Origin of the sequence: Microbulbifer mangrovi, from assembly GCF_002009015.1 — a bacterium.
GTDB lineage: Bacteria > Pseudomonadota > Gammaproteobacteria > Pseudomonadales > Cellvibrionaceae > Microbulbifer > Microbulbifer mangrovi.
This window is the reverse complement of sequence record NZ_LZDE01000320.1, coordinates 1-14,108: the sequence shown is the minus strand read 5'-3', so window position 1 is coordinate 14,108 and position 14,108 is coordinate 1. Positions and strand designations below refer to the sequence as shown.

Annotated in this window: 10 protein-coding genes; 9 read left to right on the top strand and 1 reads right to left on the bottom strand. The window is 55.8% G+C overall.

Features of this window, described 5'->3' with window-relative positions; genetic code table 11:
- Window positions 1-298: 298 nt before the first annotated feature.
- The 4 genes from B4U49_RS11700 (at window position 299) to B4U49_RS11685 (ending at window position 6,466) form a co-directional block, all read left to right on the top strand.
- Window positions 299-997 carry a TetR/AcrR family transcriptional regulator gene (locus B4U49_RS11700; protein ID WP_078084781.1) on the top strand — a complete coding sequence of 233 codons (699 nt, stop codon included), beginning with the start codon at window positions 299-301 and terminating at the stop codon, window positions 995-997.
- A complete protein-coding gene (locus B4U49_RS11695) occupies window positions 990-1,544 on the top strand; it encodes a DUF1285 domain-containing protein (RefSeq protein ID WP_078084780.1) in 555 nt (184 codons plus the stop codon). Before B4U49_RS11700 ends, B4U49_RS11695 begins: the two co-directional genes overlap by 8 nt.
- A gap of 361 nt (window positions 1,545-1,905) precedes the next feature.
- Window positions 1,906-3,579, top strand: coding sequence for a serine/threonine protein kinase (locus B4U49_RS11690; RefSeq protein ID WP_078084779.1), 1,674 nt, complete (start codon window positions 1,906-1,908; stop codon window positions 3,577-3,579).
- A gap of 163 nt (window positions 3,580-3,742) precedes the next feature.
- Entirely contained in the window at window positions 3,743-6,466 is a 2,724-nt protein-coding gene (locus B4U49_RS11685) for a TonB-dependent receptor domain-containing protein (protein ID WP_078084778.1), read from the top strand.
- Between the two features lie 155 nt (window positions 6,467-6,621).
- Here B4U49_RS11685 and B4U49_RS11680 read toward each other — a convergent pair whose 3' ends face one another.
- Complete coding sequence (locus B4U49_RS11680) at window positions 6,622-8,259, bottom strand: electron transfer flavoprotein-ubiquinone oxidoreductase (protein ID WP_078084777.1); 1,638 nt, start codon at window positions 8,257-8,259, stop codon at window positions 6,622-6,624.
- Window positions 8,260-8,699: 440 nt separating this feature from the next.
- Here B4U49_RS11680 and B4U49_RS11675 point away from each other — a divergent pair, with 440 nt between their 5' ends.
- The 5 genes from B4U49_RS11675 to B4U49_RS11655 form a co-directional block, all read left to right on the top strand.
- Complete coding sequence (locus B4U49_RS11675; RefSeq protein WP_078084776.1) at window positions 8,700-9,449, top strand: electron transfer flavoprotein subunit beta/FixA family protein; 750 nt, start codon at window positions 8,700-8,702, stop codon at window positions 9,447-9,449.
- Entirely contained in the window at window positions 9,449-10,378 is a 930-nt protein-coding gene (locus B4U49_RS11670; RefSeq protein ID WP_078084775.1) for an electron transfer flavoprotein subunit alpha/FixB family protein, read from the top strand. The genes B4U49_RS11675 and B4U49_RS11670 overlap by 1 nt, the downstream gene beginning before the upstream one ends.
- 219 nt (window positions 10,379-10,597) lie before the next feature.
- Entirely contained in the window at window positions 10,598-11,278 is a 681-nt protein-coding gene (locus B4U49_RS11665; RefSeq protein WP_078084774.1) for a type II secretion system protein N, read from the top strand.
- 84 nt (window positions 11,279-11,362) lie between these two features.
- On the top strand, window positions 11,363-13,330 hold the full coding sequence (gspD, locus tag B4U49_RS11660; protein WP_078084773.1) for a type II secretion system secretin GspD: 1,968 nt from the start codon (window positions 11,363-11,365) through the stop codon (window positions 13,328-13,330).
- Window positions 13,330-14,108, top strand: a 779-nt coding sequence (locus B4U49_RS11655) for a GspE/PulE family protein (RefSeq protein WP_162276139.1), incomplete at its 3' end; no start/stop codon positions are given. The genes gspD and B4U49_RS11655, both read left to right, overlap by 1 nt.

Below are 14,108 nucleotides of genomic sequence, written 5' to 3'. Positions count from 1 at the left end.
GAAAACTCGAACTGCGGCGCAAAGTGAGGTTGAAAAATGACCAATCAGGGTGTGACCGACTAGAGTCAATGTATGAGGCGGGACTAGTGAATATTACGAGTTGGCTGAGGGCGTCCGTCCCGAGGGTTCTATGAGTTGTGAATGGAATCACGGTTTTGGTCATTCATCGGGTGTGATTGGACGCAAAGTCCTGCCGCAAGCAGTGGAATTACTTTTCCAAGCTAGGGGAATTGCCTATCATTCATGAATGGATAGTCAATTTCAGTCTCCAAATTCACGGACAGCTAAGGTCGGAAGTATGGATAAGGCAAAAGAGAAGGTTCAGCGATTCCGCGCGCGGGAGCAGCGGATCCTGGATGCGGCACTGGAGCTGCTCTTGGAACACGGTGAGGAAAAGGTCACCGTCGAGCAGATTGCCGAGCGGGTAGACATCGGTAAGGGGACCATTTACAAGCATTTCATCTCCAAAACGGAGATCTATATGCGCCTGCTGATGGACTACGAAAAATCCCTGACAGAGCGCCTGAAAAGTGCTGTTGCCACCGCAGAGCAGGGGGATATCACAGCGCCGGCTCGTGCCTACTTCGAGTCCCGCATGGCCGACCCCGCCCGGGATCGACTGTTCCAGCGGCTGGAAGAGAAGATTATCGCGCTCAACCTGGCGCCGGAAATGATCGCCGAGCTGCACGCGCTGCGTAATTCCAACGCCTCCGCACTCAATCGCGTATTTGAACGCCGCATGGAGCAGGGGGTGCTGAAAAAGGTGCCTGCCTACTATTACTATTCCACCTACTGGGCGCTGGTACAGGGCGCGGTGGAACTTTATCACTCCAAGTCGTTCGCAGACGTGATCGAGGATCGCGAAGGACTGATGGAATTCATCATGGACGTCGGTGTGCACATTGGCGACATCTCTGGACGTCGCGGCGTTGGTCAATCCCAGTCCGAGCCGCAGGCCCAGACGCCTTCTGCAACACCGGGTAGTAGCTTTGGCTGAACCGCTTTTCCAGCAACTTGAAAAGCTACAACAGGAGTTCCGCGGCCACCCGCCTGTGGCCCAATGGAACCCTGATCTGTGTGGCGATATGGACCTCGTGATCCAGGCCGATGGCCATTGGATTCACGAGGGTTCAGAAATCAAGCGCCAGCCTCTGGTGAAGCTCTTTGCCAGTATCCTCAAGCGGGAGGGACGCCATTACTACCTGGTGACACCGGTAGAAAAATGGCGCATCCGTGTCGAAGATGTCCCTTTCCTAGTCACTCAGGCGGCGCGGGAAGGGGAGCAGGTTTTGTTGACCACCAATACCGGTGATGTCGTCCCCCTCGATCAATCCCATCCATTAATGCTCAAGCCGTTCGGCGATCCACCATTGCCTATACCCTATATTGAGGTGCGCGCAGGACTGGAAGGCCGGATGTCCCGCGACGTGTACTACCAGCTTATAGATTGGGCCGAGCCGCGCGAGCCGCAAGAGCCGCCAGCCAGGTTGTGTCAGCTCTGGTTAAAAAGTAATGGCGAGGAGTTTTTGCTCGGGGAATACTGAGCTGGTTAATTTTTGATCGAAGTCAATGTTGGCTTAGAATTGGGCCAGCCGTCAGTGTATTTTTCGCTGGTATCCCCTCGCTATTATTTTTTCCACCTGCCCGCTAAAATTTCTATTTCCACTGCTCCTGATCCCGGCTTCGGGATATCTCTGAAATATTGTCGAAACAATAGAGAAATGTAAGCGACATAAAAAATTCACAATGAAATATTTTTGAATTAATTCGCTAAAATTATCGTCCGCGTCTTTCATTCGTAACAATTTCGCAACACTCCATTCCTAGACTCCCCCTCGTCCAAATTGCTTTGGCATTAAAAAAATATTCACGGATTAATTCACTTCATCCTTGTTAGGGGGATACATGAAACTTGTAACCAAGAAGCTGCTGCTTGCGGCTGCTATCACTGGTCTGCTGGCTGGCTGTGACAGCGGCGGCATCAACATTGCTCCGGTTAACGAAGACAACTCTGTAGATAACTCTACCGGTGGCAGCGACAACGGTGGCGTTGACAATAATCCGTGTGCTTCTTACGAGAAAGCCGGTAGCGTGAAGCAGGGCGAATTCGATTCCGCTACTGGTAACTGTACTTACAGCGCCGCATTTGTTGACTCAGGAAACCCGCTTACCGTTGACCTGGTCATCCCGGCTCTCGAAGAGGGCGGTGCGCACATCTTTGAAGGCAGCCTGTTTGTCGGTAACAACTACGACGACGACACCACCATGGCAGCAGCTGGCATCGCCGAAGGCGGCGACGGCGCGCAATTGACGGTTCAGGCCGGTGCTACCCTGTCTTTCCCGAACAGCACCAAGTTCATGGTGGTCAACCGCGGTTCCCAGTTGTTTGCGGTTGGTACCGCACAGGATCCAATCACTTTCACTTCCCTTTCTGACGTAGAAGGCACCGTAGGTCCTGAAGACGTACAGCAGTGGGGCGGTATGGTGATCAACGGTTTCGGTATCACCAACAAGTGTGCTTACGATGCCGATCTGAAAACTTCCGAATGTCACGTACTGGCCGAGGGAGCCGCAGGTAAAGACCAGTCGAACTACGGTGGTGACAATAACAGTGATAGCTCCGGCCAGCTGGAATATGTGCGCGTGAAGCACACTGGTGCAGAAGTGGCCAACGGTGACGAGCTGAACGGTATTACCTTTAGCGCTGTTGGTTCCGGCACCATGGTCAAGAACCTGCAGGTTTACTCTACTTACGATGATGGCATCGAAATGTTCGGTGGTGCAGTGAGCTTCGAAAACTACCTGGCCATGTACGTTCGCGATGACTCCATCGACATCGACGAAGGATGGAGCGGTTCCATCACCAATGCGCTGGTGATTCAGAGCGCAACCGACGGAAACCACTGCATCGAGTCCGACGGTATCGGCTCTTACTCCACCGAGAACGCCAGCGACCTAGAGCGCAACAGCAACATCGTTGCTGCTGGCCTGAACAGCCGCCCGGTAATTGATGGCCTGACCTGCATCATCTCCACCCAGTCCGAAGGCACCCACGATCCCGGCGCGGGCTGGCGCTTCCGCGAAGGCATCTTCCCGATGATCACCAACTCCATGGTCATCGGCTCCTTCGCTGCAGATGAAAACGGCATTGAAGGTAGCAATTATTGCCTGCGTGTTGAGAGCGACGAAACCGCCGCTGCTCTGGAAGCTGGTTTGGATGCTGCGATCACCTCCAACATCTTTGCCTGTGCCGACAAAACCAAAGGTGGCCCGATCGGTGCTGACGATCTGGAAACCTGGGCTGTTGCCAATGGAAACGTATTTGCAACCGTTCCGGCCGATGCAGCCCTGAATCCGACCGCTGCTGCCGACACCGGCTTCCAGGTACTGGAAGGCCCCCTGTCTGTCTTTTCCATCGACACCGGCAGCATGATGGTGAACGACGCCGCGGTAACAATTACTCCGGTTGAGCGTGCTTACCTGGGTGCGCTGAGCGCTGGTGACAGCGATTGGACTGCTGGCTGGACCTACGGTCTGCACGAAGGCAGCCGTGCTCAGGCTCTCTGGTTCGAGCAATAAGAGCTAAGCGTGGTCGGGCTGTGATGCCCCGGCTATGAAGGGCGCCGCCTTCAAGATCTGGAGTCGGCGCCCTATTTGATTCTGAGATGTTGTGGTGGCGCGAATGCCGCTGACGGATTAAGACGAATAGAACAATACGCAGGAACGATAAGAGGCCTGGGAAATGGTAAAGAACGAAAAGTTTCAACGAGCGCCGCTGGTACTGGCTATCGCCACGGCCTCGATCATTGCTCCTAATGCTTATGCGCAAGCAGAAATGGATGCTGTCGAGGGCCCTCAGGCTCCACAGATTGAAGAAGTGATGGTTCAGGGGCGTCTGAAAGACTCCGCAGAAATGCTGGTGAGTGAGCGCCTGGACGAAGAAGTGGTAACCGACATTCTTGGTTCTGAAATGATTGGCCGGGTAGGGGACTCCACCGTTGCTGCAGCACTGCGCCGTGTTTCCGGTCTCTCTCTGGTAAATGACAAGTTTGTTTACGTTCGCGGTCTCGGCGAGCGCTATTCCAGCACCACGCTGAACGGCGCCACGGTGCCTTCCCCGGATCTGACCCGAAACGTAATTCCGCTGGACATTTTCCCGACCTCAGTGGTCGAGTCCCTGGCGGTACAGAAATCCTACTCCGCCGACCAGGCGGCAACCTTTGGCGGTGGTAACGTAAATATCCGCACCAAGGGTATTCCCGATGATCTGACCTATTCGATTGAAATTGGCAGCGGCACAAACAGTGAAACTGATGGCGATGTGCTGTCTTACAACGGCGGCGACGATGACCACTTTGGGACCGACGACGGTACCCGCGCGCTTCCTTACCAGTTGCAGGCCGCATTGCAGCGCTTCCAGGGGCGCTTGGGCGTTCAGGATATCCGGAAGGGGCTCGAACGCGAGGGCCGGGAATTCGCCTCCGCATCACAGGCTATTGCCGCTGCGCAGCGATTGAACCGCAACCTCGCTCTGAGTCTGAATCGCGACGTTGAACTGACCGAAGAATCCAGCAATCCGGATATGGACCTGAAGGGTAGTGTTGGCAACCGCTTCTACCTGGGCAGCGACTGGGAAGTGGGCTTCCTGGCAGGTGGCTCTTACAAAAACAAATGGCGCGAGCAGGAAACTCTTAAGCGTAGCTACGGTTTTCCGGAAGAGCGTATCGATACCGAAAACACTTCTACCTACTCGGTCGATATCAGTGGCAATGTGAACCTGGGTATCCGCTACGCGGACGAGCAGGAAATTACCCTGACCAGTCTGTATCTGCGCAATACCGATGACGATGCTTCCATCCGCGATTATTTCAACGAAAACCGTCAGGTCTCCGATGGTCGCGGTTTCCGTGAAGTTACGATCAAGTATGAAGAGCGCGACATGCTGGTAAACCAGGTGAAAGGTAGTCACCAGTTTGGCGCGATGAGCAAGTCACTGGTACCGGGTGGACTGCTGAACTGGGTGCCGGAAGAGACCACCGTGGACTGGTTCTACTCCGACTCCACCGCGCGTACCGATATCCCGAACGAGGTAAGTATCAGCTCGGACGCGATCACCAATGCGAGCGGCGAGGTAGTTTCCTCTTCCGTGAGTGTCGGTGTGAACAGCTCAGGCTTCCGCTTTACCGAGCTGGATGACGAGGTGATCAACTACGGTTGGAGCGCGACGCTGCCTCTGTATTTCTCCAGTTCCAGTGTGGAGCTGAGTGGTGGTTATGCCCGTACTGAAAAAGGCCGTACTTACAAGCAGAGCGAATTTCGTATCGGCGCGCTGAGCGTGGACGACCCGAGCTCCCTGGGTGGCAGTCTGAACGATGTGTTTGGTGATGAGCAGATCACGGATACCGACAACAACTATGTATTTGATCGCGCCGGTTCCAACAACCAGAGCTATATTGCCGCAACTCTGACGGATGCGGCGTTCGGTAAAGTGGACTGGACCCTGAACGAGACATGGCGTCTCGCCGCCGGTGCTCGCTGGGAGGAATACAATCAGGTTGCCTTGGATTGGAACCCCTACGGCTACACCCAGGAGGATCCGCAGATCACCAGTGATCCGGATGAGCTGCGCGATGCCACCTATGTAGAAGATGCGGTATATCCTTCTCTGTCCCTGACTTATATGGGTAACCTGTGGGCGGATACCTTCCAGTTGCGCTTTGGTGCCAGTAAGACTGCCGTGCGTCCAGACCTGCGTGAAATCACTGATGCAATCTATATCGATCCGATTACCGATGAGCAGATCAAGGGTAACCCGAACGCGCGTCCATCTGAGATTACCAACTTTGATATTCGTGGCGAATGGTTCTTCTCCAACGGCGACAACCTGACAATTTCCGCGTACTACAAGGATATCCTCGACCCGATCGAATTCTTTGAGCTGGCGTCCAGTGATACCAACGTGGCCCGCGAGATCATCAATGCGGAGTCCGGTGAGATCACCGGTGTCGAAATCGAAGGCCTCAAGAGCCTCGGTTTCATGGGTGAGTTTATGGACAGCTTCTTCCTGCAGGGTAACCTGACAGTGCAGGAAACCGAGCTGGTGGCGGGTGCCGAGGCGGATGCGCCCACTAGTCCGGTTCGCGAAATGACAGGGTCCTCTGAATACGTTGTGAATATGCTGATTGGTTTCGACTCTCCGGATGGCAACCACTCCGCGACCCTGGGCTACAACGTGTTTGGAGATCGTTTGTACCTGGCGGGCCGTAACGGTGCACCGGATGCCTACGAGCAACCGTTCCACTCGCTGGATCTGACTTACTCCTGGTATCCCACTGAGGAGATCACCATCAAGGCAAAAATGCAGAACCTGCTGGATGAGGCAATTGAAATCGAGCGCGCGGATGTGATCGTGTTCGAGCAGAAACCGGGACAGTCCTTTTCCCTGAGTGCCCAGTACCAGTTCTGAGTGGCGGTACTGCGTAGTAATTAGAAAAATACCTGGAAGTTAAAACTCAACAGGGATGCCTTGATAGACCGGACGCTGGTGACAGTGTCCGGTTTTTTTATGCACGAAAAGAAAAAAGGGCACCAGAGGTGCCCTTTGATAAATTGACTGACCGATTACATATTCGGATAGTTGGGGCCGCCGCCGCCTTCGGGCGTTACCCATACGATATTCTGGGTGGGATCCTTGATATCGCAGGTCTTACAATGCACACAGTTCTGCGCGTTGATCTGGAAGCGTTTGCTGTCGCCTTCCTCAATTACTTCGTAAACGCCGGCAGGGCAGTAGCGCTGTGCCGGCTCATCATAAATCGGCAGGTTGTGGTTCAGCGGAATATCACTGTCCTTCAGGGTCAGGTGACAGGGCTGGTCTTCCTCGTGGTTGGTGTTGGAGATAAACACCGAGGAGAGCTTGTCGAAACTCAGCACGCCATCCGGCTTGGGATAGTTGATTTTCTTGCAGTCCGCTGCGGGTTTCAGTTGTGCGTGATCCGCTTTGTTGTCGCTCAGGGTCCAGGGCAGCTTGCCCTTGAATACATTGATGTCGAGGAACGCATAAGCAGAGCCAAAGATATTGCCCCACTTGTGCTGTGCCGGACCGAAGTTGCGCTGCATATGCAGTTCTTTCCAGGCCCAGCTGTTTTTGTAGCGCTCACTGTAGTCTGTGATTTCATCACTGGTGCGCTCTGCAGTCAGAGCCTCTGCCACGGACTCGGCGGCGAGCATGCCGGACTTCATCGCGGTGTGATTACCCTTGATCTTGGCAAAGTTCAGGGTGCCGGCGTCATCGCCGATCAGCAGGCCGCCGGGGAAGGTCATCTTCGGCTGGGACTGCAGGCCACCTTTTACAATGGCGCGCGCGCCGTATGCGACCCGTTGACCGCCTTCCAGGTACTGTTTGATTACCGGGTGGTGCTTGTAGCGCTGGAATTCGTCAAACGGGCTAACGTGCGGATTACTGTATGACAGGTCAGTGATCAGGCCAACCACAACCTGGTCGTCTTCCAGGTGGTAGAGGAAGCCACCGCCCGCAGAACCGGATTCATCCAGCGGCCATCCAGCGGTGTGTACTACCAGGCCTTGCTGATGCTTGGCACTGTCGATCTTCCAGATTTCCTTGATACCGATGCCGTAATGCTGTGGGTCGCGATCGGCGTCCAGGCTGAACTTGGCGATCAGCTGCTTGCCCAGGTGTCCGCGACAACCTTCGGCAAACAGGGTGTATTTGGCGTGCAGCTCCATGCCCTGCATGTAGCTGTCCTTGTGTTCGCCATTGGCGCCAACGCCCATATCCCCTGTAGCGATACCTTTTACAGAGCCGTCTTCGTTATACAGAACTTCTGAAGCGGCAAAGCCGGGGAAAATCTCGACGCCCAGGGCTTCAGCCTGTTCGGCAAGCCAACGGCACAGATTGCCAAGGCTGATGATGTAATTGCCATCGTTGTGCATGGTACTGGGTACCAGCATATTAGGAACCTTGAGTGCCTTTTCCGGGCCGCGCAGTACAAAGATGTCATCGCCTTTGACGGCGGTTTCCAGCGGTGCGCCGCGCTCTTTCCAGTCCGGGAACAGTTCGTTGAGTGCGGTAGGTTCGAATACCGCACCGGAAAGGATATGGGCGCCCACTTCGGAGCCTTTTTCCACGACGCAGACGGAGATGTCTTCATTGATCTGACGCAGTTTGCACGCGGCGGCAAGCCCGGCGGGGCCGGCTCCCACGATGACTACGTCGTATTCCATTGACTCGCGTTCCACAGGTCACTCCTCAGCAGGTTTCATTATTCAGTCGCCGAATTACGGTAGGCGATCTATAAGCTGGCGCATTATATCGGCCCCGGGGCCACCCTACCAATTGCAGGAGTTTTCATTTCTGCTGGCAAAAGCGGCGCAAAATGCCAATTTCCCGGGAGTAAAATATAGGGCAATTATGGCCTGAAATTGATCTTATGAATGACTGCTAGGCTTAGTATTCAACTATTGATTTTGGCCTGTGAAAGGGCCACCATACACGCCGCTCAAACAACTGTTTGAACTTGAGGTGAGCTCGCAGGTGCCATAGATCGCCCGCTTTGTGCGGATCTGGCAGGGCCGCCACAGTACTCGGCCGGGAGGCTGCCCGAGTTACCCACGTTGCCCTGAGGCTGTATTGGCTGTCGGGTTGCAACTTCTAAGTAGACTACTGAGACGGGATTTTCATGAAAGTTCTTGTAGCTGTGAAACGCGTTGTCGATTACAACGTGAAAGTTCGCCCGAAGGCGGACGGTTCAGATGTGGACACTGCCAACGTTAAGATGTCCATCAACCCCTTCTGCGAGATCGCGGTGGAAGAGGCGGTGCGCCTGAAAGAAAAGGGTGTGGTCAGCGAGATCGTCGCTGTGTCCATGGGCCCCAAGCAGTGCCAGGAACAGATTCGTACTGCGCTGGCGCTGGGCGCTGACCGCGGCATCCAGGTTGAGACCGATGCCGAGCTGCAGCCGCTGGCGGTTGCCAAGTGCCTCAAGGCCATTGTGGAAAAAGAAGAGCCGCAGCTGGTTATTCTCGGCAAGCAGTCCATCGATGGCGATAACAACCAGACCGGCCAGATGCTGGCAGCGCTGACTGGCATGGGGCAGGGCACCTTCGCTTCCGAAGTGAATGTCGAAGATGGCTCTGTGAAGGTTACCCGCGAAATCGACGGCGGCCTGCAGACTGTTGAGCTGACCCTGCCTGCAGTGGTAACTACCGACCTGCGTCTGAATGAGCCCCGTTACGCTTCTCTTCCCAACATCATGAAGGCGAAGAAAAAGCCTCTCGATACGACTACCCCGGATGAGCTGGGTGTAGACATCGCCCCGCGCACCAAGACCCTGAAGGTTGAGCCGCCGGCCGAGCGCCAGGCGGGCATCAAGGTTGCCGATGTGGCGGAACTGGTGGAAAAACTGAAAAGCGAGGCGAAAGTAATCTGATGAGTATTCTTGTAATTGCGGAGCACGATAACGCCGAACTGAAAGGCGCAACCCTCAACACCATCGCTGCGGCCAAGGCTATCGGCGGCGATATTGACGTGCTGGTTGCCGGTAGCGGCTGTGGCGCAGCAGCAGAAGCGGCTGCGAAAGCTGAAGGTGTTAGCAAGGTTCTGGTAGCAGACAATGCGGCCTACGAGCACCAACTCGCCGAAAATGTAGCCAAACTGGTGGCGGATCTGGGCAAGAACTATAGCCACGTACTGGCGCCGGCCACTACGACCGGCAAGAACATGCTGCCGCGCGCAGCGGCCCTGCTGGATGTCCAGCCGATCTCCGACATTATTGCTGTCGAGGGTCCGGATACCTTCAAGCGTCCGATTTATGCCGGTAACGTGATTGCTACCGTGCAGAGCTCCGATGCCATTAAGGTGGCCTCCGTGCGTACCACCGCATTTGACCCGGTTGCCGCTGAAGGTGGCAGTGCAGTGGTCGAGAACGTGGATGTTGCCGAAGACGCAGCGGTATCCAAGTTTGTCGGTGAAGAGCTGGCCGAATCCGACCGTCCGGAACTGACTGCCGCACGCGTGGTCATTTCTGGTGGTCGCGGTATGCAGAACGGCGAGAACTTCGAGCTGCTGTACAAGGTGGCGGACAAGCTGGGTGCTGCCGTGGGTGCTTCCCGCGCCGCCGTTGATGCCGGCTTTGTTCCGAATGACATGCAGGTCGGTCAGACCGGTAAGATTGTTGCGCCCGACCTGTACGTGGCCGTTGGTATCTCCGGTGCCATCCAGCACCTCGCGGGCATGAAAGACTCCAAGGTGATTGTGGCCATCAACAAAGATGAAGAAGCGCCGATCTTCTCGGTTGCCGATTACGGCCTGGTGGCCGACCTGTTTGATGCAGTTCCCGAGCTTGAAACAAAGCTGTAACTTCGGGGTCATATACTGACATCGATCGGAAAGGGCGGCGAAAGCCGCCCTTTTTAGTGGTGCAGGTATTGGGTTGAGTTATCGGGCTTTGCGCCCTGATTGATTATTTATTAATCTGTTTGGCCGGTAACATTGCCTTTCTCGGTGCTAGCCCCGAGAATAGGCGCCCCAATAAGTAGAACTATGCTGTCTGTGGTACAGCCGAGACGGGTTTTGAACATGTCTTTGGTAAAGCGCACAATATCGTCCGCGCTGCAGAATCCTGCGGCGCCCGGTGGAAACACTGCCCGCCGCAGCCTGTTGGCTACGGTGGCCGTCGTTGGTGGCTGGCTCGCGGTCAACGTGATGGCATACGGGAACCTGGCGGTTCCCGCCGAAACAGATGGCGGCCTTCTGGCCGAGCGCAGCACGCGGTCAACCCAGTCGAATGCCGCCGCTTCACTTCCTTCTACAGCCTTTTTCGGCGTTGCTGCCGTCAAGAACGAAGCAGAACCCGAGCTGGATCTGGCCAATATTCCGATTACCCAGCTGAATCTGGTGCTTTCCGGTGTCCTTAGCAGTAGTGTTAACGACCACGCCAGTGCGCTGGTGGCGGAACGCGGCAAGCCCGCGGAGCGTTTTTATGTAGGTCAGAGCCTGCCAGGTGGTGCCGAGGTCTATTCCGTAGAGGTCGATCATATTATCCTTCGACGGAACGGTCAGATGGAAAAGCTGACCTACCCGGATGCAGATGGCCGGCCCACTGTTCCAAAGCAGTATGCGAACTACGCTCGTGAGGCTTCCCGGGTGATCAGTGCCAACGCGTCTTCCAATCGTGCGGACAAGCAGCAGTCCATCCGCGATCGACTGGAAAAGCTTCGCGAGATGGCCCGCCAGCGGCAAGGGGCGCAGCAACGCTAAATTCGTACACGCGTCCGGGGGGTACGGCGCGTTTTACAAGACCATAAATTTACCGACCAAATAAGAATTAGAGTCAGATTTATAATGATGAGCGTGTTTCACCGACGGCTGGTTGCAGCCGCCCTGGGTTTTTTGTTGTCGTTTTCGGTGCTGGCTCAGTCTTCCCCGGAGAGGGTTACTCTTTCGCTGGATAACGCCGATATTCGCGACCTCATCAACTGGGCAGCGGATTTCACCGGCAAGAACATCATTGTTCATCCCAATGTCAAAGGTAAGGTGACTGTGGTCGCGGGTGATCCGATGACCCATCAGCAGGCCTTTGACGTGTTTATGTCGGTACTGCAGGTCAATGGCTTCAGTCTGGTAGAGCAGGGGGATGCCTGGAAGGTGGTGCCCGATGCGCTAGCCAAGCAGCAGGCCATCCCGGTGATTGATGACCAGACCCGCGCGCCCGGCGAAGCCCTGGTGGTGCGCACAGTGCGGGTTGAGAATATTTCCGCAGCGCAGCTGATCGCCATGCTGCGTCCGCTTATTCCCCAGACAGGCCATCTGGCCGCCTACGCCGATACCAATACACTGATCGTTGCCGACCGGGCGGCGAACATCGACCAGATCGTGCGTCTGATCAAGCAGCTCGACCGGGCTGGCGCCATCGATATCGAACTGGTCCCCCTCGCGTTCGCCTCCGCCAAGGAGGTCAAGCAGGTGATTAATGAGCTGCTGCAGGGCGGCGGCAAGCAGGCCGGTAACGATGTGCAGCCCCTGCGTATCGCTGTAGATGAACGCTCAAACAGTATTCTGCTCACCGGTGATCCGGTCACCCGCCAGCAGCTCAAGAAAGTCATCGAGCGTCTGGACCAGCCACTGGCAGGTGAGGGCAACACTGCGGTGGTTTACGTGCAGTACGCCAGTGCCGCTGACCTCAAGCCGATCCTCGAAGGGATGAGCGGCAGCATCCAGAAAACCGAGAAAGACCAGCAGGTTGCCGATGTCGAGGTGAGCATCCAGGTCAACGAAGAGTTGAACGCACTGGTTCTTACTGCACCGCCGTCTCTGCTGGAGACCATGAAAGGGGTGATCGCCAAGCTCGACGTGCGTCGCGCTCAGGTATTGATTGAAGCAATTATCGTTGAAGTGACCGAAGGTACCGGCAACAAGCTCGGTGTGAAATGGATCGCGGGCGATGATGACGATGTGTTCGCCGGTTTTGAAAACGATTTTGCGGAAACGCCGATCATCGATGCCGACGGCAATGTGCTGTCTGAATTCAATCCATTCTCTCTCGCACCCGCGAACCTGGCCCGTTCCGGTCTTAACCTTGGCTTCCTGAGCGGCACCGATGTGCGCGTGGCGATCAATGCCATGGCCAGCGAGAACAACGCGAATATTCTCTCGACGCCGACCATCATGGCGCTGGATAACGAGGAAGCGGAAATTCTGGTGGGTCAGAACGTGCCGTTTATCACAGGCGAGCAGCTGCTGTCTGGTAGCAACAACGATCCGTTTACCACCATTCAGCGTCAGGACGTGGGTACCACGCTCAAGGTCACACCGCGGGTAAACAATAACAATTCGGTCACCCTGGAAATTGAGCAGAAAGTTGAAAACGTTCTGCCAGTGGCCAGCTCTGCAGCGTCGGACATCGTGACCAGCAAGCGTGAGATCCGTACCAAGGTGCTTATCGATGACGGTGCCATTCTGGTGCTGGGCGGCCTGATCGAAGACAAGGTAACCGAAATCAACCAGAAGGTGCCGCTGCTGGGCGACATTCCTGGCATCGGCCGTCTGTTCCGCAATTCGGACAAGGAAGTTGATAAGACCAATCTGATGGTGTTCCTGCGCCCGAAAATCCTCAGCACCCAGATCGCAGGGTATGAGGAGACGCGCAAGCGCTATCGCGATATGCAGGAAAAGCAGCTGCACCTGCGTGACAACACCAGCCGTCTCTGGGACTGGAATCACGGCGAAGTATTGCCGGACCTGCTGCCGCCCGGCTCTGGTAATGCGACAGAGGGAGAGGTACTCCCGATGGAGCCTGAGGACGTCAAGTGATGACGGATCTCGCGTTAAAACGATTGCCATACGCTTTCGCCAAGCGCCATCAGGTGCTGCTGGCGGAAGTAGACGGAACCCCCGTGTGTCAGTATGTGGCGCCCCTGAACCCCAGCGTGCTGGCTGAAGTGCAACGTTTGTGCGAGACCCCGCTAGGGATCGCTGCCGTCGAAGTCGAGGTGTTCCAGGAGGCGCTGCAGCGCCAGTATGAAAACCGGGAAGGTGGCAACCTCTCGGATGTCGAGGGGCTGGGTGATGACCTGGACCTTGCGGCGGTGGCCGATTCGCTGCCCGAAACCGAAGACCTTCTCGAGCAGGAAGACGATGCGCCGATCGTCAAACTGATCAATGCCATTTTTGCTGAGTCGCTGAAGCAGGGCGCCTCGGATATTCATATTGAAACCTTTGAGAAGCGCCTGGTAGTGCGCTTCCGTGTGGACGGCGTATTACGCGAGGTATTGCAACCTCGGCGCGCCCTGGCACCGCTGCTGGTTTCCCGTATCAAGGTAATGGCGAAACTGGATATCGCCGAAAAGCGCGTGCCTCAGGATGGCCGTATCTCCCTGTTGATGGGGGGGCGCGAAGTGGATGTGCGGGTGTCTACCATGCCGTCCTCTGCCGGCGAGCGTGTGGTAATGCGACTGCTGGATAAGCAGGCGGGTAAAATGGATATGCGCCATCTGGGCATGGCTGAGCGGGATCTGAAGGTCATGATGGACCTGCTCGGACGTCCCCATGGCATCCTGCTAGTCACCGGTCCCACCGGCTCCGGTAAAAC

What these genes read in the sequence shown, in the direction of transcription:
- B4U49_RS11700 (WP_078084781.1), top strand. Translation starts at nt 299, where the DNA reads ATGGATAAGGCAAAAGAGAAGGTTCAGCGATTCCGCGCGCGGGAGCAG.
- B4U49_RS11690 (WP_078084779.1), top strand. Translation starts at nt 1,906, where the DNA reads ATGAAACTTGTAACCAAGAAGCTGCTGCTTGCGGCTGCTATCACTGGT.
- B4U49_RS11685 (WP_078084778.1), top strand. Translation starts at nt 3,743, where the DNA reads ATGGTAAAGAACGAAAAGTTTCAACGAGCGCCGCTGGTACTGGCTATC.
- B4U49_RS11675 (WP_078084776.1), top strand. Translation starts at nt 8,700, where the DNA reads ATGAAAGTTCTTGTAGCTGTGAAACGCGTTGTCGATTACAACGTGAAA.
- B4U49_RS11670 (WP_078084775.1), top strand. Translation starts at nt 9,449, where the DNA reads ATGAGTATTCTTGTAATTGCGGAGCACGATAACGCCGAACTGAAAGGC.
- B4U49_RS11665 (WP_078084774.1), top strand. Translation starts at nt 10,598, where the DNA reads ATGTCTTTGGTAAAGCGCACAATATCGTCCGCGCTGCAGAATCCTGCG.
- gspD (WP_078084773.1), top strand. Translation starts at nt 11,363, where the DNA reads ATGATGAGCGTGTTTCACCGACGGCTGGTTGCAGCCGCCCTGGGTTTT.